The organism is Sinorhizobium sp. KGO-5 (assembly GCF_036245905.1).
Classification (GTDB): domain Bacteria; phylum Pseudomonadota; class Alphaproteobacteria; order Rhizobiales; family Rhizobiaceae; genus Sinorhizobium; species Sinorhizobium meliloti_A.
On sequence record NZ_BDIZ01000003.1, the window covers coordinates 112,434 to 135,745 of the forward strand.

General features: G+C 62.6%; 19 protein-coding genes. 2 read left to right on the forward strand and 17 right to left on the reverse strand.

Annotated elements, in window-relative coordinates:
* Positions 1-177: 177 nt before the first annotated feature.
* The 7 genes from BHD07_RS14590 to BHD07_RS14620 form a co-directional block, all read right to left on the reverse strand.
* Positions 178-2,220 (reverse strand): putative 2-aminoethylphosphonate ABC transporter permease subunit, encoded by a 2,043-nt coding sequence (locus tag BHD07_RS14590; protein WP_338281137.1) that lies wholly within the window; start codon positions 2,218-2,220, stop codon positions 178-180.
* Between the two features lie 5 nt (positions 2,221-2,225).
* On the reverse strand, positions 2,226-3,389 hold the full coding sequence (locus tag BHD07_RS14595; protein ID WP_338281139.1) for a putative 2-aminoethylphosphonate ABC transporter ATP-binding protein: 1,164 nt from the start codon (positions 3,387-3,389) through the stop codon (positions 2,226-2,228).
* Between the two features lie 89 nt (positions 3,390-3,478).
* Entirely contained in the window at positions 3,479-4,498 is a 1,020-nt protein-coding gene (locus tag BHD07_RS14600; RefSeq protein WP_338281141.1) for a putative 2-aminoethylphosphonate ABC transporter substrate-binding protein, read from the reverse strand.
* 235 nt (positions 4,499-4,733) lie between these two features.
* Positions 4,734-6,191, reverse strand: coding sequence for a phosphonoacetaldehyde dehydrogenase (gene phnY / locus BHD07_RS14605; RefSeq protein ID WP_338281143.1), 1,458 nt, complete (start codon positions 6,189-6,191; stop codon positions 4,734-4,736).
* Positions 6,188-7,462, reverse strand: a complete 1,275-nt coding sequence (gene phnA / locus BHD07_RS14610) for a phosphonoacetate hydrolase (RefSeq protein ID WP_338281145.1) — start codon at positions 7,460-7,462, stop codon at positions 6,188-6,190. Before phnA ends, phnY begins: the two co-directional genes overlap by 4 nt.
* Before the next feature lie 27 nt (positions 7,463-7,489).
* A complete protein-coding gene (locus tag BHD07_RS14615; RefSeq protein ID WP_338281147.1) occupies positions 7,490-8,686 on the reverse strand; it encodes a 2-aminoethylphosphonate--pyruvate transaminase in 1,197 nt (398 codons plus the stop codon).
* A gap of 102 nt (positions 8,687-8,788) precedes the next feature.
* A complete protein-coding gene (locus BHD07_RS14620; RefSeq protein ID WP_338281149.1) occupies positions 8,789-10,459 on the reverse strand; it encodes a Na/Pi cotransporter family protein in 1,671 nt (556 codons plus the stop codon).
* Between the two features lie 109 nt (positions 10,460-10,568).
* Between BHD07_RS14620 and BHD07_RS14625 the strand changes: the two genes are divergently transcribed.
* Positions 10,569-11,438, forward strand: a complete 870-nt coding sequence (locus BHD07_RS14625) for a LysR family transcriptional regulator (RefSeq protein ID WP_338281151.1) — start codon at positions 10,569-10,571, stop codon at positions 11,436-11,438.
* A 15-nt stretch (positions 11,439-11,453) separates the two neighbouring features.
* On the opposite strand, the gene BHD07_RS14630 is transcribed toward BHD07_RS14625, so the two are convergent.
* From BHD07_RS14630 to BHD07_RS14650, 5 genes are all read right to left on the reverse strand, one after another.
* A complete protein-coding gene (locus tag BHD07_RS14630) occupies positions 11,454-13,931 on the reverse strand; it encodes a GcvT family protein (RefSeq protein WP_338281153.1) in 2,478 nt (825 codons plus the stop codon).
* 79 nt (positions 13,932-14,010) lie between these two features.
* Positions 14,011-14,796, reverse strand: a complete 786-nt coding sequence (locus tag BHD07_RS14635; protein ID WP_102762618.1) for a DeoR/GlpR family DNA-binding transcription regulator — start codon at positions 14,794-14,796, stop codon at positions 14,011-14,013.
* Between the two features lie 350 nt (positions 14,797-15,146).
* Positions 15,147-15,509: a nuclear transport factor 2 family protein gene (locus BHD07_RS14640; RefSeq protein WP_102762617.1), complete on the reverse strand. Its 363-nt coding sequence runs from the start codon at positions 15,507-15,509 to the stop codon at positions 15,147-15,149.
* A gap of 24 nt (positions 15,510-15,533) precedes the next feature.
* Entirely contained in the window at positions 15,534-15,818 is a 285-nt protein-coding gene (locus BHD07_RS14645) for a putative quinol monooxygenase (RefSeq protein ID WP_018098768.1), read from the reverse strand.
* A 43-nt stretch (positions 15,819-15,861) separates the two neighbouring features.
* Positions 15,862-16,059 (reverse strand): hypothetical protein, encoded by a 198-nt coding sequence (locus BHD07_RS14650; protein WP_338281158.1) that lies wholly within the window; start codon positions 16,057-16,059, stop codon positions 15,862-15,864.
* A gap of 79 nt (positions 16,060-16,138) precedes the next feature.
* On the opposite strand from BHD07_RS14650, the gene BHD07_RS14655 reads away from it, so the two are divergent.
* A complete protein-coding gene (locus BHD07_RS14655) occupies positions 16,139-16,705 on the forward strand; it encodes a TetR family transcriptional regulator (RefSeq protein WP_018098770.1) in 567 nt (188 codons plus the stop codon).
* 179 nt (positions 16,706-16,884) lie between these two features.
* Here BHD07_RS14655 and BHD07_RS14660 read toward each other — a convergent pair whose 3' ends face one another.
* From BHD07_RS14660 to BHD07_RS14680, 5 genes are all read right to left on the reverse strand, one after another.
* Positions 16,885-17,643, reverse strand: coding sequence for an SDR family oxidoreductase (locus BHD07_RS14660; RefSeq protein ID WP_338281161.1), 759 nt, complete (start codon positions 17,641-17,643; stop codon positions 16,885-16,887).
* 346 nt (positions 17,644-17,989) lie between these two features.
* Entirely contained in the window at positions 17,990-18,982 is a 993-nt protein-coding gene (pta, locus tag BHD07_RS14665; protein ID WP_338281163.1) for a phosphate acetyltransferase, read from the reverse strand.
* On the reverse strand, positions 18,982-20,019 hold the full coding sequence (locus BHD07_RS14670) for a YeiH family protein (RefSeq protein ID WP_338281165.1): 1,038 nt from the start codon (positions 20,017-20,019) through the stop codon (positions 18,982-18,984). The genes pta and BHD07_RS14670 overlap by 1 nt, the downstream gene beginning before the upstream one ends.
* A 60-nt stretch (positions 20,020-20,079) precedes the next feature.
* Positions 20,080-21,855 (reverse strand): sulfoacetaldehyde acetyltransferase, encoded by a 1,776-nt coding sequence (xsc, locus tag BHD07_RS14675; protein WP_102762612.1) that lies wholly within the window; start codon positions 21,853-21,855, stop codon positions 20,080-20,082.
* A gap of 41 nt (positions 21,856-21,896) precedes the next feature.
* Entirely contained in the window at positions 21,897-23,297 is a 1,401-nt protein-coding gene (locus tag BHD07_RS14680; RefSeq protein ID WP_102762611.1) for an NAD(P)/FAD-dependent oxidoreductase, read from the reverse strand.
* Positions 23,298-23,312: the final 15 nt, after the last annotated feature.

Below are 23,312 nucleotides of genomic sequence, written 5' to 3' on the forward strand. Positions count from 1 at the left end.
TTCCCTCTCTGACGATTGTGCGCATTTACGGCTTTGCCGTTCTGCAGCTGCCAATTTTCCACCCCGCACGCTTGGCGTGCGCCTGCCCGTCAGCCCCACCTGAAATAATGAGATTGGAAACGTCGACTTGTCACCCCCACAAAGCCGGGGGTGACGTCACCTTAGCCGGCGCGGCGGTCAGTGCGGAGCGGTAGCCGCTGCACTCTGCGATACACGCCGCCAGCCCTGTGTGCGGGCAAGAAGAAGCCGCGATACAAACGCATGAAGAAGTTTGGCCGCCACATTGGTGTAGAAGATCATCATGCCCATCGCGGCCGCCGGCGCTATGTCGCCCGCGTCATCCATGTTCAGGATGGCAACCGAGGCGAGCTTGGTGTCCGTGGCATAGAGGAACACGACTGCCGAGACCGTCGTCATGGCGTTGACGAAGAGATAGATCGCGATCTCCAGCACGGCAGGAAGGCAAACCGGCAGTGTGACCCGGAAGAAGAGCTTGTAGAAAGGTATCTTCAGAGAACCCGCCACTGCCTCGAACTCCGGATCCAACTGCTTCAGCGCAGTGAGCGCCGTCAGATGGGCGACGGTGTAGAAATGCGTGACCGTGCACAGCACCAGAATGGTCATCGTGCCGTAGATGCCGTGAAGCGGGTTTGCGGCACTGTTGAAGAAGAAGATATAGGCAAGACCCAGCACCATGCCCGGCACGGCCATCGGGAGCATTGCGAGCATATGAAAGGTCGCCCTGCCGAGCCCGAAGCCCTTGGTCTTTTCGACCATGTAGGCGCCGGTGAACACGATCAGCGAGCCGATCACAGCCGTCATGAGAGCGAGCCGGATAGAATTGTAATAGGCATCCCAGCCGCCGCCATCCATAAGGTCGAAGGCATAGTTGCGCAGCGACGGGCTGAGGTCGTATGGCCAGAATTTCACGACCGCCGCAACCTGGCACATGCCGATCATCCCGAGGACGAAGACCGCGACCAGGGAGCAGAATGCGAAACAAGCCGCATCGAAACCGCGCCGCGGCTTCGGCTCGTAGGGGACGGCGCGCGCGGAAAGCAAAGCCACCTGCCGGCGCTGCGTCATGCGATCGACGACGAAGGCCACAAAGGCCGGAACGAGCAGGATGACCGACACGACGGCGCCCATTTCGAAATTCTGCTGACCGATCACCTGCTTGTAGATGTCGACGGCCAGCATGCCATATTGCCCGCCGATCACCTTGGGCAGGCCGAAATCGGTTATGACCAGTGTGAAGACCACGAAAGCCGCGGAGATCAGGCCGTATCGGGCACCAGGCACGGTCACCGTCCAGAAGATCCGCCACTTGCTTGCGCGAAGCGACGTCGCCGCCTCGTAGTGACGGGCATCGGCGACCGAGAGAGCCGTCGATATGATCAGAAAGGCGTGCGGCAACGTGAAAAATACCGAGCCCACGACGATTCCGAGCGGGCCATAGATCGAATGGCCGAACAACAGATCATTAAAGACGCCCTGATTTCCGAACAGGTACACGAGCGCGATACCCGGCAAGAGAGACGGAATCAGGATCGGGATCGTGACGATGAGCTTGAACAGCCCCTTCCCCGCCATCCGGCTCCTGTTCAGGGCATAGGCGAGCCCGAAGGCGACGGCGAGCGTGACTGCGGTGCTGATCAGCGCCATCGTCACCGAATTCCTGATCGAACGGACGAGCGAAGGTGTTGAAAAATACTCGGCGAAATTGGAAAGTCCGATCGAGCGCGAGGGCCGCAGCATTACCCTGCGGAAATTGTTGCTGTCATATTCCTGCCACTCGGTACCGCGCACCAGCTGCGAACCGGCAAGAAAGTGCGCCTCGTCGCTCGTGCCGCGGATGCGATATCTGACCGGGCTGCGGAAGCTGAAATCCGGGAAGAGCTTCGCCGCCTGCAGCCGACCATCGGCGCTGGCCTTGAGCTCGCTTTCCGGGAAGGCGGCGACGGCGGCATTGAGCGCCGCAGCGGTAACGGCATCGCTCCACCCCTGCCCGCTTTGGTCGCTCACTTGGAACTCGAACTGGCGGAGATCGAACGTGTAGGTGGAGAACGATTTCGACAGCATCACGAAGAGCGGTAGTGCAAGAGCAACGACCAGATAGATGCCGACGACGAGCATGACTGCGCGTTTGAGCCTGTCGTCGCCGGAAATCTGCTGGCGAACGGCTCGGCCGGGCGGAAGGAAATCGACAGCAAGCGTCATTTGCGTCAGGCCTTTGCAAAAAGGAGCAGGCGTTCCTGCGGGATTTCGACCTGGATGGCGCTGCCGATCTCGATGCTCAGGCGGCGAACCGCGTTTGTCGAGAAGTCCGCAACGAGCGCCTTCTCTTTCAGGCGCGGGGCTGAGAGCCGTGTGCGCCAGAACATGCCGAGAAACTCCATATCCTCCACATGGGCGTCGATGAGATTGTCCGCATTGCCGACGGCATCGAGCCCGGTCGCCCGATGGGCGGCGGCGCCGTGCGGGATGATATCGGCTGGACGGACAGCGGCTACGACCGCCGAACCCGGGGGTAACCGATGCTCGGCACAGGCAAATCGCGTGTGACCGATTTCGACTTGCGCCCCCTTCCCGACCGTTGCGGGGAACTGGTTGGTCTCGCCGATGAAGTCGGCGACGAAGAGTGTCCTCGGGTGGCGATAGATCTCGGTCGGCGTACCGACCTGTTCGATGCCGCCATGGTTCATGACGACGATCCGGTCTGCCATGGAGAGCGCCTCTTCCTGATCGTGCGTGACCATGATCGTGGTGACGCCGAGCTTGCGCTGCAGCTCCTTGATCTCGTGTCTCAGATGCACGCGCACCTTGGCGTCGAGCGCCGACAGGGGCTCGTCGAGAAGCAGCAGGCCCGGCGAGATCGCCATGGCGCGGGCAAGCGCCACGCGCTGCTGCTGTCCGCCGGATAGCTGGGCCGGATACTTCCGGCCCTGGCTGCCCAAGCCGACGAGTTCCAGAAGCTCAGCGACGCGTGAGGCGATTTCGTGCCGCGGGCGGCCGATATTCTCGAGCCCGAAGGCGATGTTCTTCTCGATGGTCAAATTCGGGAAGAGCGCATAGGACTGGAAGACGATGCCATAGTCCCGCTGCGCCGGCGGTAGCCTGGAAATATCCTGCCCGCCTTGCCAAATGGTGCCCCGCGACTGGATGTCGAGGCCGGCGATGGCCCTCAGAAGCGTGGTCTTTCCGCAGCCGGAAGGTCCGAGGAAACAGATGAATTCGCCCTCCTTCACCTGAAGGTCGATGTCGCGCAGCGCGACGAAATCGCCATAGGCCTTCCAGAGGCCGCCGATTTCGAGGAATGGCCGTCTTTCGATCTGATGGATAGCGGAGGCGGGCATGGCCGGCTCCGTGGGGGCTGTTGCATGTTTCATCCGCAAGCTCCTGAGCAATAGGCATTCGATGAGGCTTGACGGGAACGCCCGTGGCTAAGCGCCGAACGTTCCCGTGAGATGCATGCGGATCAGGACTTGGGCTCGGATTTCGCGTCGTAGCGCTTCTGCCATTCCTTCAGAATGCGGGCGCGATTGTTTGCGGCCCACTCGAAGTCGTTCTCGATCATCTTGTCGGCGACGTTGTCAGGAAGATTTTCGATCGGCTTGGCGACGCCGGGATAAGCCACGACGGCATAGCCGACATTGTACATCTCGTTCGCTTCCTTGCTGACCGACCAGTCGACCAGCGTTTTCGCCGCCTCGAGATTGGCCGTCCCGGCGATGATCGCCGTGGCCTCGGCTTCCCAGCCCGATCCTTCCGAAGGAAAGATGATGTCGATGGGCGCGCCCGACGTCTTCGCCTTGGCACCCGGGAATTCGAAGGATACGCCGATGACGGTTTCGCCTGATGCCGCCATCTTGCAAGGCTTGGAGCCCGAATGGGTATAGGCGGCGATGTTCTCGTGCAGGGCGTCCATGAAAGACCAGGCTCCCTCTTCGCCGAACGTCTGAAGCCAGGCGGAGACGTCGAGGAAGCCTGTGCCGGAGGAATTGGGATTGGGCATCACGATATGGCCCTTGTATTCGGGCTTCGTGAGATCCTGCCAGCTGGTTGGCGGCGTCAGGCCGAGCTTCCCCGCCTCCACCGTATTGTAACAAAGAGCCGCCACATAGGCGTCCATACCCACCCAGCTCGGCGGCTTGTCACCATCCACGAAACGGGGGTCGAGCGCCTCTACGTTCTTCGGAGAATAGGGTTCGAGCATGCCCTCGGACTTCAGCAGCAGCAGCGATGTCGCAGCCACACCCCAGACCACGTCGGCCTGCGGATTGTCTTTCTCTGCCAGAAGCTTGGCCGTCATCACGCCGGTGGAGTCGCGGACCCAGTTGATCTTGATGTCGGGGTGGGCCTTTTCGAATGTCTCCTTGTAACGGTCGAGGTCGACCGCTTCGATGGACGTGTAGACGGTGAGCTCCGTCTCGGCATAGGCGGAAGATGTGAGGATGAGGGCAGTCGCTGCGCCCAGGAATATCTTTGAAAACGGCATGCTAATTCCCCTTTTTGTTGGCATTCGAATTGGCAAGCTTTTGTGGCGGTATCGGCGACTTGCGCGCCTGGAAATCCGCGCTGCCTGGGAAATCTGCGGGGGATGGATCGATAAGTAAAATCTATTTATTTTATATAAGTATTGTCTCAGCTTATATAGCTTCACGTAGGTTCTCGAAATGGAAGGAGCGGCCATCGGGCCGCTCCTTTCGCTGCTACTTGGGGGGCAGATTGTCTTACGGCCAGGGCAGCGAGAAGGTCTTGACGTTGGTGAAGCTTTTCATCGCCTCGATCACGCCTTCCTTGTAGCCGTTTCCGGAGTCCTTGATGCCGCCGAAGGGCGACATTTCAATCCGATAGCCGGGCACTTCCCAGATGTTGACCGTTCCGACCTTCAGACCGGCTATGTATTTCTGCATCCTGCGGTAATCATTGGTGCAGACGCCGGAGGAGAGGCCGAAGGCCGTGGAGTTCGACAGGGCGATCGTTGCCTCGTCGTCGTCGGGAACCCGCACGATCGGTATGATCGGACCGAAGGTCTCCTCCAGCACGAGGTCCGACTGGTGCGGCACCCGATCGACGACGATCGGCGGCAGGAGCGCGCCGCTTCTCCCGGGATGGTAGAGAATGTCGGCTCCCCCCTCCGCCGCACGCATCACCCTCTCTTCGAAAAGTGCCGCCGCCTTTTCGTGAATGACGGTCCCGAGATCGGTAGAGCGATCCATCGGATCCCCGAAACGCAAGCGCTTCGCCCGTTCGAGAACCATCGGCACGAAACGGTCCGCGACGCTCTCCTGGCAGAGAATGCGTTTGACCGCCGTGCAGCGCTGGCCGGAATTCTTCGTGGCTCCGGCGACCGCAAGCTCGGCCGCCCTGGCGAGGTCGTCGTCGGACAGGTCGTTGAGGATGATCAACGGGTCGTTGCCGCCGAGTTCGAGTACCTGGCGCTTGTAGTGCGCGTTGGCGGCGATCAATTTCCCGACAGGAACGCTGCCCGTGAAGGTGACGAGATCGACATGCGGATTGGTGATCATTTCCATGCCGATATCGGCGGGCCACCCGGTGACGACCGAAAGCATTTCCGGCGGCAGGCCGGCCTCGTAAAGAATGTCGGCGAGCAGCAGCGCCGTCATCGGCGTGAGCTCGGTCGGCTTCACCACCACGCAGTTATTGGTGGCAATCGCCGGTGCGACCTTGTGCGCCACCATGTTCAACGGGTGATTGAACGGGGTGATCGCCGAAATTGCGGTCAGGGGTTCGCGCATCGTAAAAATCTTGCGCGCCTTCCCGTGGGGCGTGAGGTCGCAGGAGAAGATCTCGCCGTCGTCGCGGATGCACATCTGGCCGGCAAGCGTAAAGACGTCGAAGGCGCGCCCGACTTCATAGAGCGAGTCAGCCTTCGAGATGCCGAGTTCCAGCGTGATGACGTCGGAAATCTCCTCCTTGCGGGCGGCCAGCGCCTCCGCGGTCGCCAGCAGGATTTTCTGCCGCTCGTAGCGCGTGAGCTTCGGCTGATAGGCGGCCGCGATCGCAAAGGCTTCTCTTGCGTGTTCGGCGCGGCCGGCGGGTACGGTGCCGACGACGGTGTCGTTCCAGGGATAGCGGACCTCTATGCGATCGTCCGTGTCGATAAGGCGCCCGGCTATGCGCATCGGTTCGTGGCGCACTGCGATTGTGACCTCCGCCTTCGTCATAGCGCGCCCTCCGCACCGGCCTCGGCCGCCGCCGTGACCGCGTAGAAGAACGCATCGAAGTTGCGAAGACGCGGCGCGTTCGGGAGTTCGGGCAGCCCGCGGTTGACGATGAACGGAACCTCCTGCTCGGTCAGCCCTCCATGGGAGCGCAACGGTTCGTCGAGGGCGGCCAGATCGTGCCGGTGCTCGCTGGTGCCGAGCGTCTTGTTTTCGGATGAAACGAGGACGATGTCGCCGATGCGGTCTTCCGGCAGCTCGAAGCGCCGGCACGCCTCCGAGCGGTCGAGCACGACGTCGATGCCTTGGATCCCATTCAGCCTTGCCATGATCTCGCCGCGGTCGCATCCATCCGGAAGATAGGCGGTGGCAAAGGACCCGAGCGCGCCGTGATGCACGACATAGGGGTCGGTGATCGGCAGGATGACGCGGGCCGCATCCTTGCCGAGCCATTCGTCGAGCAGGTCCTGAACATAGATGACGTCGGGTGAGCCGTCCGCCTTGTGCTTCGGCTTCATGCCGTGATCGGCAGTGACGACGATGGCTGCTCCGAGCCCGTCCAGTTCGGCGAGATACCGGTCGAACATTTCGTAGAAGGAATTGGCTTCGGGAACGCCGGGGGCATATTTATGCTGAACATAGTCGGTCGTCGTCAGATACATGATGTCGGGGCGAAACTCCCTGAGCAGCTTGACGCCCGCAGCGAAGACGAATTCCGAAAGTGCTGCCGAATAGACCTCGGGAACCGGCCGGCCGAGCCAGGCGGAAGCATTGTCGATCCCGTGCTCCGCGCGGGTCGCCTTGTCCGATTTTTCGGACGAGAAGCAGACGGCGCGCTCTTCGTCGAAACGGAGCCCTTTTCCGAGCAGCGCCCGCAGCTTGTCCTTCGCCGTGACGACCGCGACCCGGGCACCTGCATCATAGAAAGCCTGGAAAATGGTGGGCGCGCGCAGGAACTTCGGATCGTTCATCATCACCTCTTCGCCCGTCGACGGCTCATAGAGGTAGTTCCCGCAAATCCCGTGGACCGCCGGCGGGCTGCCGGTTGCGATCGAGAGATTGTTGGGATTGGTAAAACTCGGGATGACGCTGTGCGCCAGCCGCACGGCGCCCCGTTCCTTGATGCGCTTCAGCGCGGGCATCAGCCCGGCGTCGATCGCTGCATCGAGATAGGCGGGCTCGCATCCGTCGAGGCAAATCGCAATTGCGGGCACGCGGGGCCATGGATAGCGGCGGCCATTGACCGTCACCGAAATCTTGGACATCTGGTTCATCTGTTGTGCTCCTGGAAGGGGAATCGGTCAGGCGGCGAGGCGGGCGCGCTCGGCGAGCGCGAGCGCCGGTGGGGTGGCGGTGTCGACGCCCATTTCCGCAAGGCTCTCGGCGGCGGCGGCAACCACCTTTTCCATCACCTGCGCGTCCATCTGGCCGATGCAGCCGATCCGGAAGCTGTCGACGACGGTGAGCTTGCCGGGATAGATGATGAAGCCCCTCGCCTTCATCAATTCGTAGAAGCGCTCGAAATTGAAGTTCGGATGGGCGGGGCTGAAGAAGGTCACGATAATCGGCGAGAGCCACTCGTCACCTAGCAGTGTCTCGAAGCCGAGCTGGCGCATGCCGGCGACCATGACGTCGCGGTTGTTCGCGTAGCGCGCGCCGCGTCCGGCAACGCCGCCTTCCTTGCGATGCAGCCGCAGCGCCTCGAGAAAGGCGGCGACGACATGGGTCGGCGGAGTAAAGCGCCATTGGCCCGTCTTGTTCATGTAGGCCCATTGCGCATGGACGTCGAGACTCAAGGAATGGCTGCGATCCTTCGCAGCCTCCAGTTCCGACTTGCGCGCGATGACGAACCCGAAACCCGGTACGCCTTCGATGCATTTGTTGGCGGAGGAAACGATCGCCTCGTAGCGGAAGTCATCGACACCGGCGGGCACAGCGCCGAAGGCGCTCATGCTGTCGACCAGCAGCTTGCGGCCGCGACTGTAGACTGCCTCGGAAATTTCCTTGAGGGGATTGAGAATGCCCGAGCTCGTCTCGCAATGGACGGCCACGACATGGGTGATTGCCGGATCTGCGTCGAGAGCCGCCGCAACCTCGCTGCCGCGCGGGGGCATATAGTCGCCCTTGTCGATCGAGACGTGCGTGCGGCCGAGATATTTGAGCGTCTGGCCGATGCGCTGACCGTAGGCCCCGTTCATCAGCACCAGAACCTTGCCCTCGCGGGGAATGAAGCTGCCGAGCATGGCTTCCACCGAGAAGGAGCCGCTCCCCTGCATGGGGACGCAGTCGTATTCGCCGCTTTCGTCTCCCGCAATCGCAAGCAGTTCGCGACGCAGCTCGGCCGTCATGCCCCGGAAATCGCCGTCCCAGGACCCCCAGTCGCGCAGCATGGCCTCCTTTACGGAAAAGGCGGTGGTCAACGGCCCAGGCGTCAGCAGGTACGGCTCGCCCAATCTCGGCGCTTCGAGAACTTCATTCGTCTTTGAATCTGCGGGCATCTGGTTTCTCTCCTTTGAGAACTGCCGGGACATGGGCGAGGATGGCGATCCCATATGTATCTGTAAAATCGATATTTCATATTCATTCATAGATTTGGCTTATCAACCTTTGACAAGCGCAAGACGGCTCTCGAGCAGATCCCCCCGCTGTTTCAGGATTGGATAGGCGAGCGTGGCGAGAAGGGAGTTCACCTCCTTGAGCGCCCGTGCGACTTCGAGGTGCATGTTGCTGGACTCGACGCTTTCCGGGCGCCCTGCCCGCAATCTCGCCAGATGCCGTTCGTGACTTTCCCGTACGAGCGCGCGTACCCGCTCCTTCTCCCGGACGAGCTTTCGCGCCATCGCCGGGTCATCCGACACCAGCAGGTTGAAAGCGAGACGCATGTTGTCGCGCACGCTGGCGTGAAGCACCTTGAGCTCGGTCCAGCCCTCGTCGGAGAACTTGTTGCCGTTCTCCAGCTTGTCGCGGGCGATTTCGACCAGGGTCTTGGACACGATGTCGCCGGCATGTTCGAGATTGATGGCGATGTCGATGAGTTCTACACCCCGCCGCGACTGACGCTCGTCGAGCACGCCGCGATGGATGGCTGCGAGATAGAGCTTGATGTCGCGGTGGGCGCGATTGACATATCCGTCGAGCCGGCGGATTTCCTCGATCTTCGCCGGGCTCGGATGCTCCAGGAGCTCCATCACCGGACAGAGCATCCGCTCGACCACCTCGCCCATGAACAGCACCTCGCGCGTCGCGGCGGCGAGGGCCGTGTCGGGGCTGTCGAGCAGAGTCCGGTCCAGCGCGCTGATTCTCCGGGCAAGCGTGTCGCCGTCTTCGGAGCTCTTGAGATCCGATTTGATGAGAGAAGTAACGGCGCCGGCGGCAAGCTGCGAAAGCGGCAGGCAAAAAATCGCGAGGCAGGCGTTGAAGGCCAGATGAAAATGGACGAGCTGCTCCGCCGGGGTTGCGCCAAGATGTCGAAGTTCTGCCGACAAGGGGCCGATCGCCGGCAAGGCGATCAAGGCGCCGGAGGCCCGGAAAAGGAGATTGCCGGCCGCGACGCGCCGCGCCTCGGCTGAAAACCCGCGCGTCAGCCACATGGCGATCAACCCGCTGCCGAGATTGGCGCCGAGAATCAGCGGCAGGCCTGCCTCGACGGGCAGAAGCCCCTGCGCGGCGAAACCCAGGATGAGGATCAGGACCGCGACGCTCGAATGCACGATCCAGGTGAAGAGCATCGCCGCCGCGAAGGCCGTCACCTGGTCCTCCGCGAGATAGCCGACGATGGCGGGCAACACGTCGCTCTGTTTCAACGGCAAGGTCGCCTCGCCGATCAGCTTCAGCGACATGAGGACGAAGCCGATGCCGAGCAGCATGCGGCCGAGCTCGCGGGGCTTGTCGCTTCTGCCCTTCAGGTAAAGCAGTCCGCCGGCCGCAAGCAGGAGCGGCGACAGCCAGCCCAGGTCGAAGGAAAGAACGCGAACCACCAGCGCCGAGCCGAAATCCGCTCCCAACAGAACGGCAAGGCTGGTGTTCAGCGTAAGATAGCCGCTTGCCGAAAGACCGGAAGCGAGCATCGCCACGGCGGTCGAGCTCTGCAGCAGGACCGCAAGGACCGTGCCGCTTGCGGCGGCGTAGATGCGGCGCTCCCCTCCCCTCGCCAGCACACGCTTCAACGACGTGCCATAGGCATTCTCGACGCCGCTGCGGACGAGATGCACCGCGTAGAGCAGCAGCACGGTCGCGCCGGCCAGATGCAGCGAAAGAGTAACGAGAGCCATCTTCAATCTCTCCGGAATATCGATCCGACGACCGTCACTTTTCCCTTTACATAAATCAAATCGTTCGTTTCTATCGTTTGATCAGGTCAGCTTATGATTGGGAGAGGCCATGCGGTACGTCCAGCTTCGCGCGTTCCACAATGTTGCAGTTTGTGGAGGCTTCTCCCGTGCAGCAGAGGCGCTGTTCCTCACGCAGCCGGCCGTGTCGGATCAGGTCCGCAAACTGGAAGAGGAATATGACGTGCTCCTCTTCAACCGGAACAAGAAGCAGGTGACGCTGACCCAGGCCGGTCACCAGCTGTTGGAGATCACCCGACGCATGTTCGACACCGAGCAGCAGGCGCTCGATCTGCTATCGGAATCGCGCGCGTTGCGGGCCGGCACGCTTCGCATCGTCGCCGACGCCGCCCACCATCTGCTTCACATCCTTGCGGCCTTTCGTCAGAAATATCCGTCGGTTCAGATCTCGCTCAGGGCCGGCAACACGGAAACGGTCATCACCAGCCTCTATTCCTACGAGGCCGACATCGGCGTGCTCGGCGAGGTTCCCGAGAGCCGGGAGTTCGACATCGTCACGCTGAACTCGACGCCGATCATCGCTTTCGCGTCGAGCGAACATCCGATCGCCCGGCGAAGCACCGTCAGCCTCGAGGAACTCTCGGGCCAGCCGCTGGTGATGCGGGAACGCGGTTCGAAAACGCGGCAGAAGCTCGAGGATTTCGCGGCCGCCGCAGGCGTCACCCTGAAGCCGGCCATCGAAGCGGAGGGTCGGGAGGCCGTGCGGGAGATCGTCGCGGCCGGTGCCGGGGTGGGCTTCGTCTCAGCCGCGGAATTCGGCCGGGACGGACGTCTCGCGCCGATCGAGATCGTCGGCGCCGAAATGCTGATGGACGAGGCGTTGATCTGCCTGAAGGAGCGCAGCGGCGGAAAGCTCGTGCGCGCCTTCTTCGAAATTGCCCGCTCGCTGGCGGAGAGGTGAATGGAGCTGCCCGCTTCAGGCGGCGGCTCGCGGCTCCCCGGCATCCGCCCGCACGCGTTCTGACTTCGGATCGTAGGGGCACTTCAGGTGAGCGGTCGCCGGGTGGCGCTCACCGGCAAGGTCGATCTGGAAACTCCCGTTTGCGATGAACTCGCGGTCGACCCCTTCTCCATGTTCTATGAGGCCGAGCGCAACGGAACGCCCGAGCGTGTGGCCATAGGCGGCTGAGCGGACTTCGCCGACAGGTTTGCCGTCACGCAGGATGAGCTCCCCGCCCCAAAGCATCGGCTCGGGATCATCCAAGGTGAATTGCACGATGCGTCTGAAGGGGGCGCCGACCTGCTTTGCCCGGATCAAAGCCTCGCGGCCGATGAATCCGCCCGGCTTGTCGAACGATACGGCGAAGGCGAGCCCCGCTTCGTGAGGATTGATGTCAGGCGTCAATTCGCGGCTCCAGGCGCGAAAGCCTTTCTCGATGCGGAGCGCCTCGAGAGCGTAATAGCCGCAATCAACGAGCCCGAGATCGCGCCCCGCCTGGTGCAATGCCTCGTAAACGCCCACGGCAAATTCACTGGGCACGATCAGTTCCCAGCCGAGTTCGCCGACATAGGTCATTCGGTTGGCGTAGGCCGTCGCGTAGCCGATGTCGATCTCGCGGATGGTCGCAAAGGGAAAGCCTGCATTCGAGAGGTCAGCGGACGTGATCCGCCCGAGTATGTCGCGTGCATTCGGTCCCATCAGGGCCAGCACCGCGTAAGCCGATGTCACGTCGGTGAGGGTGACGTGGGCGTCCGGTGAGGTGTTCCTGCGGATCCAGTCGGCGTCGTGCACCGCCTGCGCGGATCCGGTGACGATGAGGAACCGGTCGACCGCGAGCCGCATCACCGTCAGGTCGCTTTCATAGCCGCCCCGTTCGTTGAGCATGCCCGTATAGACCGACCGGCCGACCTCGACATCGACGTCCGCGGCGCAGATGCGGTTGAGCGCCTTCGCTGCGTCGGGCCCCTGCACGAGAAATTTGGCAAATGAAGTTTGATCAAATATCCCAGCAGCTTGTCGCGCCGCGTTCATCTCTCGCTTTACCGCCTCATGCCAGTTCTGCCGACCGAAGGCATAGTCCGTTTCCGGTATTTGGCCTGCTTCGGCAAACCAGTTCGCGCGCTCCCAGCCCATCTTCGAGCCGAAGCATGCACCCTTGGAGGCAAGCCGGTCGTAGAGCGGCGAGCGCCGGAAGGGTCGCGCTGTGAGCAGCTCGCGGTTCGGCCATGGCATGGCATAGTGCAGTCCGAGCGTTTCCTTCACCCGGTCGTGCAGCCAGCGCGGATTGTTGTTGAAGCTCGCGAAGCGGCGAATGTCGACCGGCCAGAGATCCATTGTCGGCGCACCGTTGACGATCCACTCGGCAAGAGCCCGCCCGGCGCCGCCGGCGCTGGCGATGCCCATGGAATTGAACCCTGCTCCTACATAGAAATTCCGCAGTTCCGGTGCCTCTCCGAGAATGAAATTATTGTCCGGCGTGAAGCTCTCCGGCCCATTGTAGAATTTTCTGACCTCGGCCGTTTCGAGCTGCGGCACGCGCACCAGCGCGTTCTGCATCAGGATCTCGAACTGGTCCCAGTCATTTGCAAGCAAGGCGAATTCGAAATCGTCCGGAATGCCGTTCATGCCCCAGGGCTTGGCTTCCGGTTCGAAGCCGCCCATGACGAGACCGCCGACTTCCTCCTTGAAATAGATGTAGCCGTCCGGGTCGCGCAGCACCGGCAGGTCGGGATGCACCCCCTCGATCTTTCCGGTGACGATATACATGTGCTCGGCCGAGTGCAGAGGGACCGTCACGCCGCACATCAGCCCGACCTTGCGCGCCCACTGGCCGGCGCAATTGACGACGATTTCGGCGGCGATATTCCCCCCATCGGTCTCGACGCCACGGACCGTCCCGTCCTTAACCGTGATGCCCGTCACGCGCACGCGCTCGATAATGCGGGCGCCGCGGTTGCGCGCTCCCTTCGCCAGCGACTGGGTGAGGTCCGTCGGATTGGCCTTGCCGTCTCCGGGAAGCCAGACGGCTCCTACGAGATCGTCCATCGCCATCACCGGCCAGAGATCGGCGGCTTCCCGCGGTGAGATCACCTCGACGGCAACCCCTTGCGCCCGCGCCGATGCTGCGGTCCGCTTCAGCACGGTCATGCGATCGGTCGTGCGCGCCACGGCGAGCGAGCCGCAATTCTTCCAGCCCGTCGCAAGGCCCGTCTCCGCCTCCAGCTCGCTGTAGAGCTGCGTCGAATATCGGATGAGGCCGGTCATGTTGGCATGGCTGCGCAACTGCCCGACAAGGCCGGCCGCGTGCCAGGTGGTGCCTCCGCTGAGCTGCCCCTGCTCCAGCAGGACCACGTCGGTCCAGCCGAGCTTTGTGAGATGATAGGCGACCGAGCAGCCTATGATGCCGCCGCCGATGATGACGACCCGCGCCTGTGTTGGAAATTCCTGCGCCATGAACCGACCTCCCAATGGACTGGAGTCAGCATAGCCAGGGACTCACAAAACGCAACACAAGATGCAACAAAATGCAACATCATGCGGGGGCGACGATGACGCGGGGGCCTTTTCGCTCGAGTGCTTCCGAGATCGTCGGGGGCGGCGGCCTATCCACGATCACACCGGTCGCCTGATGAAACCCGGGTATTCGAAGGGGAGTCAGCCGCCCGAATTTCGAACTGTCGAGGACGAAGTAGGCCTTGCCCGCCATGGCGATCATGCGCGAGCGCTGCTCGGCGCCGTTGCGGGTGAAGTCGGTAACCTCGCCGTCAGGAGAAAGCCCTCCCCCACCGAGAAAGGCGATGTCCACTCGGAAGCGTCCTATCGCTTCCAGCGCGTCGAGGCCCACTGCCGCCTCCTCGGCAGGATCGATCTCGCCACCCAGCATGTGCACCCGGACTTGCGGCTGGCGGCACATGTGCAGCGCGATGGCAAGGCCGGTGGTGCAGATGGTCAGATCACGCGGACCGCTCAATGCGTGCGCGACGGCCAGTGTCGTCGTGCCCGAGTCGAGAAAGACGACCATGCCGTCCTTCACCAGTTCGGCCGCCCTCCGGCCAATCGCTGCCTTCGCGGCGGCGTTTTCCCCGCTTCGCAGGACCAGCGCCGGCTCGGTCGCTTCGAACAGCGTGGCGCCCCCATGCACGACATCGAGCTGGCCGCGATCGGCGAGCAACTTCATGTCCCGGCGGATCGTTTCGCGCGAGACGTCGAAATAGGCGGCAAGCTCGGCAATGCTCACCGAACCTTCGGAAACGACGCGCCTCAATATTTCTTCGTGGCGGCGGGGCGCGAGCGCTCGGGTGTTCGGCAACTTGGACATGTGAACAATGTTGCAATATTTGCGGCCCCCCGCAAGAGACGTCACGAACGCGAAGCGTCGGGTGCAACTACAATGCAGGTGTCGGCTGAGGGAGAAGTGACACCGTAAGCCAATTGCGATGTCCCACTTGAACCCTCGAACATGGTTGGCGATGACCAAAATGGGGCCGACTGCGGACTGTCCGGTCCTGGAAAATGCCCAGCCGATAGCTGCCGTTCGGCAAGCGACCTTCATTGTCGCCGTTCGGAGTGCCGCCACCCGGCCCGATGGCGGACAGTCCGCTCCCGAGTAGCCAGCGAAAGCCGCCCTTTCCAATTACGATCCGGCGCGCTGACTTCGGCCCCGATGCTTTATCCCTTTACGTATCCTCGACCTTCAACGATCTTTCCGTCCCGAACGCGCATGATGTTTACCCCTCGAACCCGGTCCGCCGGGCTATCGCCCCAACGAAGCCGCCATCGGATGATCCCCCGATCCTCGCTGGCCCAAATCTCCTCGGCTTCGAAGACGAGGTTCGCAGAGGATGCAATCCCCTTCCAGAAGTCGAGGCAAGCTTCACGCCCTACGTAGCGTGCGCCATCCGGTGCGGGCGCCGTGTTCTCAAGGACGCAGCCCTCACCAATCAGATCATCGAGGTCTTCCGGGCGGTGCTTCTCAAACGCGTTATGGAAGCGTTTCACGATTTCGCGGGTAGTCTCGCTATCGGTGGTCATCTTTTTACCTCTTGAGATCAGGGCCTAGAAAGGCTTTTCGGACTTGTTGGTGCGATAAAGGCTTACGGCCACCTCCCGGGGTTTTCCGCGCGGACCTCCCCTCGCGACCTTGCGCCAGGCGTCTAGCGTGGCCTGATCGCGCCAGCACTCGAAGAGATTGACGCGCTCCGGATCGACCGCGTCCGCGCTTATCGAGAAGTCGACACAGCCGTCATAGGCTCTCGCGCGTTCGACCATACTCTTGAAGGCTTCCACGGAGCCGTCCCGCTTCTCAGCGTCGGTCCGGGTATAGCCGGCTATGATAATCATGAGCTTTGCTCCCTGAAACGTGTGGATGGGTTGCTGCTGTCACTCAGGAAGCGGCGCCGACTGGCCGGGAATTTTTGAATAACCCAGCGTCATAGCCTTCGTATCGCGTTCCATTGGGTGCGGGCTGAATGGACTCCATCACGCAGTCCGGGGCGATCAGGTCTTTGAGGATAGCGGGCTTGTGATCGCGGAACGCCTGGTTGAACCTGCGCATGATCTCGGCTGTCTCGATCGTTTGCATAATCTCCTCCTAGTCAGACAGGTCTGTCTAGTTGCAGTATACAGACCTGTCTGTTAGAGTCAACCGCATGAAAAAAGCCATGTCGCCGACCGATTCCAAGGCAAGCGCCGCACGCCGCCGCTTGCTCGATACCGCCACTAGTCTTTTCTATACCGAGGGCATTCGTGCAGTCGGCATCGACCGCATCATCGCGGAGGCGGGCGTGGCCAAGGCGACGTTCTACAATTACTTCCCATCGAAGGATGACCTCGTCCTCGCCTATATCGAGGAGCAGGACCGGCTTGGGCGGGCGGCAGTCGCAGCGCTGCCGAAGCAGCCTCCACGGGACAGGATCGCCGCTATCATGGGGCGCATCAGCGAGGCCGTGGTCGCGGGAGGTTGGCGTGGATGCCCGTTTCTCAACGCGGCGGCCGAATATCCAGCCCCTAAAAGTCCCGTGCGGCAAGCCATTGAAGCGCGGCGCGCCTGGTATTACGGTGTCCTCCGGGACCTCCTTCAGGCCGACGGCGATCCGACCCCTTCCGTTACTGCCTCGTTGCTTGTCGCCGTATCAGACGGCTTGCTCGAAGCCGCATACCTTGACGATCCGGCGGCCGTTCCCGCCCTTGTAGGCGAAGCGCTGGATAGGTTGCTGGTCCGACTTTGAGGAAGTCGGATGGGCTCAAATCTGCCGAAATTCGTGAACTGTGCGCCGGGGACTTTGCCGCCAATCAGGGGCAGCTCTCCGACTCGCCTGCCCAATAGCGGCCAGTCCGATCCAGTGACCGCAATGGGTCCTCTTGGTGTCGCAGATGCTCCCGGCACTGCGACACCCGATCCTATGAACTATAAGAGGCGGACGGACATGCCCCCGTCAACGATCATGGGACTACCAGTCATGAACTGGGACCGATCCGAGAGAAGAAAGAGTGCCGCTTGAGCGATCTCCAAAGCCGAAGCCATTCTCTTTATGGGGTGCAGGTCAGAGACGAACTTTAAAGCTTCAGGATTACCTTCGCCACCTGCCGGGGTGACTGTCCCTCCGGGCAGCAGCGCGTTGATACGGATGCCCTCTCTGGCATGCTCAGCGGCAAGCGATTGGACAAGCCCATTCAACCCTGCCTTGGACGCGGCATAGGCTGCCATGCCTGGTAGTCCGCCGTTGCTGAACCCGACGAAAGAGGACGTGAAGACAATAGAGCCGCCGCCTTGCTCCTTCAGAATTGGAACCTGCGCCTTGGCCGCCCAGAAGGCGCTGGTTAGGTTTGTCGAGATTACTCTGTTCCAGTTGTCAATGGACATGTCAGGTACCGCCACCATGTCACCCACCACGCCTGCGTTGTTAAAAGCCCCATGCAGGCTGCCGAAACGCTCCAGGGCCAACTCGGTCAGCACACCTGCATAGGCTTCATCCAGTACATCACCCGCACGGTACACGACGCTGCCGCCGCCTCTGGTGATGTCCTCGGCAACCGATTGAAGTTCATCAGATCGTCGCGCGGCCAGAACGACATTTGCCCCCTCGGATGCAAACAATCTGGCGGCGGCTGCTCCGATACCACTGCTGGCTCCGGTCACGATCAAAGTCTTGTTAGCCAGTTCCATTTTTATCTCCTGTTAATGATGCAGGAGATGGCTATTGCGCCCTCAGGCCGGTCGCCACCCGTTTCCTGTCTCAGCAGAAATCCGCTTCGGGCCGAACGCGGACGCATTTGCCCAGCAACTGGCCTTGATGGGCACAGGATTGTCCCCTTCCGCGGTGCCCGTCATTGCTGTTAGGGGGATGACCTCCCCTTGGTGTCACGGCGGCCGCAATCTCGCAGCCCGCTGTTGGTGCATCAGACGGCCCTGCATTTCGTCCTCTCCTTGAACCGACCCCACGCACGCGATTAATTTGCGATTTGTGATTTTTTGTGGAGCCCTGAGATGGACGGGCGCGGCGAAACTGGCGTCAGGCGGCCTGAATCACCGTCACGGCAATCATATGGAAGACGTCGGCCGCACTGCAGCCGCGCGAAAGGTCGTTGGCGGGCCGTGAAAGCCCTTGGAGGATCGGTCCTATTGCCGTCGCGCCGCCGATCCGCTGGGCGATCTTGTAGCCGATATTGGCAGCGTCGAGGTTCGGAAACACGAAGACGTTGGCCTCCCCGCGCAGCGCCGAATGCGGCGCCTTGGTCAGACAGACGGCCTCGACGAAGGCGCTGTCGAACTGCAATTCGCCGTCGATGATAAGATCGGGCTCGGCGCGCCGCGCCATGCCGGTCGCCTCGACGACCTTCGAAACGCGCTCGTGAGCGGCGCTGCCGCCTGTCGAGAAGGAGAGCATCGCGACTTTTGCCCGTTCTCCGGCAAGCCTCTCAAAGGACTTGGCCGACATGCGCGCGATGTCGGCGAGACCGGCTGCGTCCGGGTCCACGACCAGTCCGCAATCGGCAAAGACGAAGGCCCCCTTCCTGGCGTGATGGGGCTCGCAAAGCATCATGAGGAAGAAACTGGAGACGAGCCCGACGCCGGGCGCCCTGCCGATCACCTGCAATGCGGCACGAACGGTGTCTGCGGTGGTTGCGACCGCGCCGCCGACAGTCCCATCGGCCATTCCTTCGCGCACCATCATCGCGGCGAAGGTCAGCGGTGACAGGACGGCGGCCCGAGCCGCGGTCTCGTCGACGCCTTTGCTCCTTCTGTGCTCGAGATAGGCGGTCGCGAAATCATCGGTAAGCGGAGAGCACGCCGGGTCCTCGATCCGGAATTCCTGCGGAATTGCGTCCAGGGCTGCGAGCCTCTGCGCAATCACCTCGCGGTTTCCGACCAGCGTAATCTCCGCCACGCCTTCCCGCCTCGCCTGCACGGCGCCGGCGACGATCCGCGGGTCCTCGCCTTCCGGAAGGACGATGTGCCGCGGCGCTTTCCTGGCGGCGTCGATGATGCGATCGAGAGGTTTCATCAGCTGTGTCCCAGATAGTACATGCCGGCGAGTATGAAGACGGCGATGAACAGCGTTTCGGCCACGACGAGGGCAACGGCATCTCCGCCGACTTCGAGGACGCGGCGCAGCGACGTCTTCATGCCGACGGCCACGATGCCCGCCAGCAGTGCCCATCTGGATATGGCCATCCCGACCTCGCTCGCGAGCACCGGCACCAGCCCGGCGGAATTGAAGCCCGCGAGGACGAGGAACGCCAGGACGAAGCCCGGCACGAGCGGCGCGCGCTTTCCGATGGACGCGCCCTCCTGCGGAACGCCGCGCAGGGCGAGGGAAAAGATCAGGACCACCGGCGCCAGCATCGTCACCCGGATGAGCTTGACGAGCGTCGCGGTCTCGCCCGCCTCCGGAGAGACCGAAAAGCCGGCTCCCACCACCTGGGCGACATCATGGATCGTGCCGCCGAAAAAGATGCCGGTGGCTTGGCCGTCAAGCCCGAGATACTCGGCGACGATCGGATAGCCGATCATCGCAAGCGTGCTGAGCACGGTCACCGACAGCACGGTGAAGATCAGATTGCGCTCGGAGAATTCGTTGCGGGGCAGCACGGCGGCGATGGCCATGGCGGCCGAAGCGCCGCAAATGGCAACCGCGCCGCTGGTGAGAAGGGCGAGACGCCAGCCCCGGCCAAGCAGGCGGGCGGCCAGGAGGCCGAACAGGATGGTTGCCACGATCGCCGAGACGAGCAGCAGAATGGTGCCGGCGCCGAGGCCGATCAGAAGATCGACGCTGATGCGCATGCCGAGCAGCGCCACACCGATCCTCAAGACAAGCTTTGCCGAAAGCTCGATGCCCGCGACGCAACGTCCTTCTTCCGCCAGGAAGTGGAAGGCGATCCCCAGCAGCAGCGCCATCAGCATCGCCGGCGCCCCGTAATGCTCCGACAGGAACTGGGCAGCCATGGCGACGGCGGCCGTCACCAGGAGACCCGGTCCATAGGTCGACAGGACGGCTGACAGGGATTGCTTCCGTCGCTCGGTGTTGGGGATCGCGTCCATCTTTTCTTTCCGTTGAGTGAGCTCGGCGGCGACCACCGCCGAGCGAGTCGCGAGAGCTTCTTACATAGGTCGCTGGGTGCGCATGTCGGCGCGATCGATGCCGGCCACCGCTACCGGCTTCTTCATCGCATCGCGGCGGAAGGGCTCACCGAGTTCCTGGTTGAGGATAACCTCGACGAAGGTGGTGATCCCCCTGGCCTGGTCCTCGATCGCCTTCGCAAGGGCCTCGGTGAGTGCGGCCGGCGTGTCGACCGTCACGCCCTTCAGGCCGCAGCCATCTGCAACCTTGGCGTAGCTCAGGTTCGGATTGAGCTCGGTGCCGACGAAGTTGTTGTCGTACCAGAGCGTGGTATTCCGCTTTTCCGCTCCCCACTGGTAGTTGCGGAAGATCACCATGGTGATGGCCGGCCAGCCCTCGCGACCGATCGACGTCATCTCGTTCATCGAGATGCCGAAGGCGCCGTCCCCGGCAAAGCCGACCACCGGCACGTGCGGGCAGCCGATCTTGGCGCCGACGATCGACGGGAAACCGTAGCCGCAGGGGCCGAACATGCCCGGTGCCAGATATTTCCTGCCCTGTTCGAAGCTCGGATAAGCGTTGCCGATCGCGCAGTTGTTGCCGATGTCGGTGGAGATGATCGCCTCCTTCGGAAGCACGGCCTGGATCGCCCGCCAGACCTGGCGAGGCGACATGCGATCGGGCTCGCGCTGGCGTGCGCCGACGTTCCACTCCGTGCCCGGATCGTCATCCTCATGGTCCATCGACGAGAGCTGCTGCAGCCAGGCCGAGCGCGTCTGGTGGATCAGCGCCTTCCGTTCTTCGCGGCTTGCGTCGCCGGCGGCCGGCGCAAGCTGCTGAAGAATCTGCCGCGCTACCTGCTTCGCGTCGCCGCAGATGCCGACCGTCACCTTCTTGGTCAGGCCGATCCGGTCGGCATTGATGTCCACCTGGATGATCGCCGCATCCTTCGGCCAGTAGTCGATGCCATAGCCAGGCAGCGTCGAGAAAGGATTGAGCCGCGTACCCAGGGCGAGCACGACGTCTGCCTTGCTGATCAATTCCATCGCCGCCTTCGAGCCGTTATAGCCCAAGGGTCCGACCGACAGACGGTGGCTGCCGGGAAAGGCGTCGTTGTGCTGATAGCCGCAGCACACCGGCGCATCCAGCTTCTCCGCAAGTGCCATGGATTCCTGGATGGCGTTGCCGATGACGACGCCGGCGCCGTTGAGAATGACCGGGAACTTCGCTTCCGAAAGCAGCCGCGCGGCCTGGGCGATGGCCGCGGGGCCGCCCGCCGGCCGCTCGAAGCGGACGATGCGCGGCAGATCCACGTCGATAACCTGCGTCCAGAAGTCCCGCGGGATGTTGATCTGCGCCGGTGCACAACCGCGCCATGCCTTTTCGATGACCCGGTTAAGGACCTCGGGAATGCGGCTCGGATCGCGCACTTCCTCCTGATAGCAGACCATCTCCTCGAACATAGCCATCTGGTCGACTTCCTGGAAGCCGCCCTGGCCGATGGTCTTGTTGGCGGCCTGCGGCGTGACCATGAGCAGTGGCGTATGGTTCCAGTAGGCCGTCTTCATGGCCGTGATGAAACCGGTCACGCCGGGGCCGTTCTGGCCGATCGCCATCGACATCGTGCCGGTCGCACGGCTGAAGCCGTCGGCCATCATGCCGGCATTGGTCTCGTGGGCACAGTCCCAGAACCGGATGCCCGCCTTCGGAAACAGGTCCGATACGGGCATCATCGCCGAGCCGATGATCCCGAACGCATGCTCGATGCCATGCATCTGCAGGACTTTTACAAACGCCTCTTCGGTCGTCATTTTCATGTCATGTTCCTTTCGCGTTGAGGGTAAGGCCGACCGGGCGGCTAAAGAATTTCATCCTTGAGGTAGTACCAGCGATACATGCCCCACTGGCCGAGGCGTCTGAACGGCGTGAGCAGGCCATGACTCGGCAGCGGCGACGTGAAGATCGGCAGATCGAGGGCGCCGCCCTTGCCCGCCACCATCTGGGCCATGCGGCGGCCGGCCTGTGCGGAATACATGACCCCGTTGCCGCCATAGCCCATGGCGTAGAACAGCGGCTGCTTCGGGTCGGGGCGGAAGATGCGCGGCATCATGTCGTGGCTGACATCGACCCAGCCCCACCAGGAGTAGTCGATCGTGATCCCCTTCAGGATCGGGAACTTCCGGTAGAGCCCTTCGAGCAGCCGATCGAGATGTTTGGGGTTGACCGCGTCGCGGCCGGTGATGGCGCTGCGGCTGCCGATCTGCACGCGACCGTCCGGCAACATCCGGTAGTAGTGGCGCAGCGTGCGCGTATCGGTGAGCGGGATCCGGGTCTTGAAGTTCAGTTCGGCGCGTTCTTCCTCGGTCAGCGGGCGTGTGACGATCGAGTTCGAGAGGATCGGCATCAGCCTGTGCCGCGTCAGCGTATGCAGGTCCGGCGAGGTATAGCCTGCCGTCGCAATGCAGACGGCGCGCGCACGAACGGTGCCGCCCGGCGTCGTCAGATGATAGGCTCCGTTTTTCCAGTCGCAGCCGAGAACGGGGCTTGCCGTGTGGACCCGCGCACCGAGCTTGCGCGCCAGACTGAGGTAGCCGAAGGCGAGCTTGGCCGCGTGGATGCCCATGCCGTCCGGTTCGTACATCGCCCCCCTCGCCTCCTCGTCGCGTACGAAGTCGCGGTGGACCTCATCGCGGCCGACCATGCGCGAGCGGTAGCCGAAAACCTCGTTGAGAAGCCGCGACTCGGCTTCGAGCGCCGGCAACACCTTGTCGCGGTGGGCGATATAAAGATGGCCGCCGTCCTGAGGGTCGCAGTCGATCTCGGGCGAGCGGATCAGGTCCCGGAAGAGATCGAAGGCTTCGCTGATTTCGCCATGCAGCCTTTTGGCGACATCGACGCCCCAGCGCTCGATCCATTGCGAACGCTTGAGCCGGCCGGCGGAGATCTGCGCCTGACCGCCGTTGCGGGTGCTGCAGCCCCAGGCGACGCCATTGGCTTCCAGCACCGTCGCCTTGATGCCATGCTCCTGGGCCAGATGGATCGCGCAGGAGAGCCCGGTGTATCCGGAGCCGACGACAGCGACGTCGACGTCCATATCGCGTGTGACGGGTCCGTCGTCGGCAGGCGGAGTGCCGGCCGTGCCGATCCAATAGGTCGGCGCATAGTCCTTGCCGTCGCCCGGATTAGGCGCGCGGATCGGATCATAGGTCGGATCGAAGGGCTTCCGCGATGCGATCGGTCTGGCCAGTTGATGTTCCATGTCGTGATCCTGCCC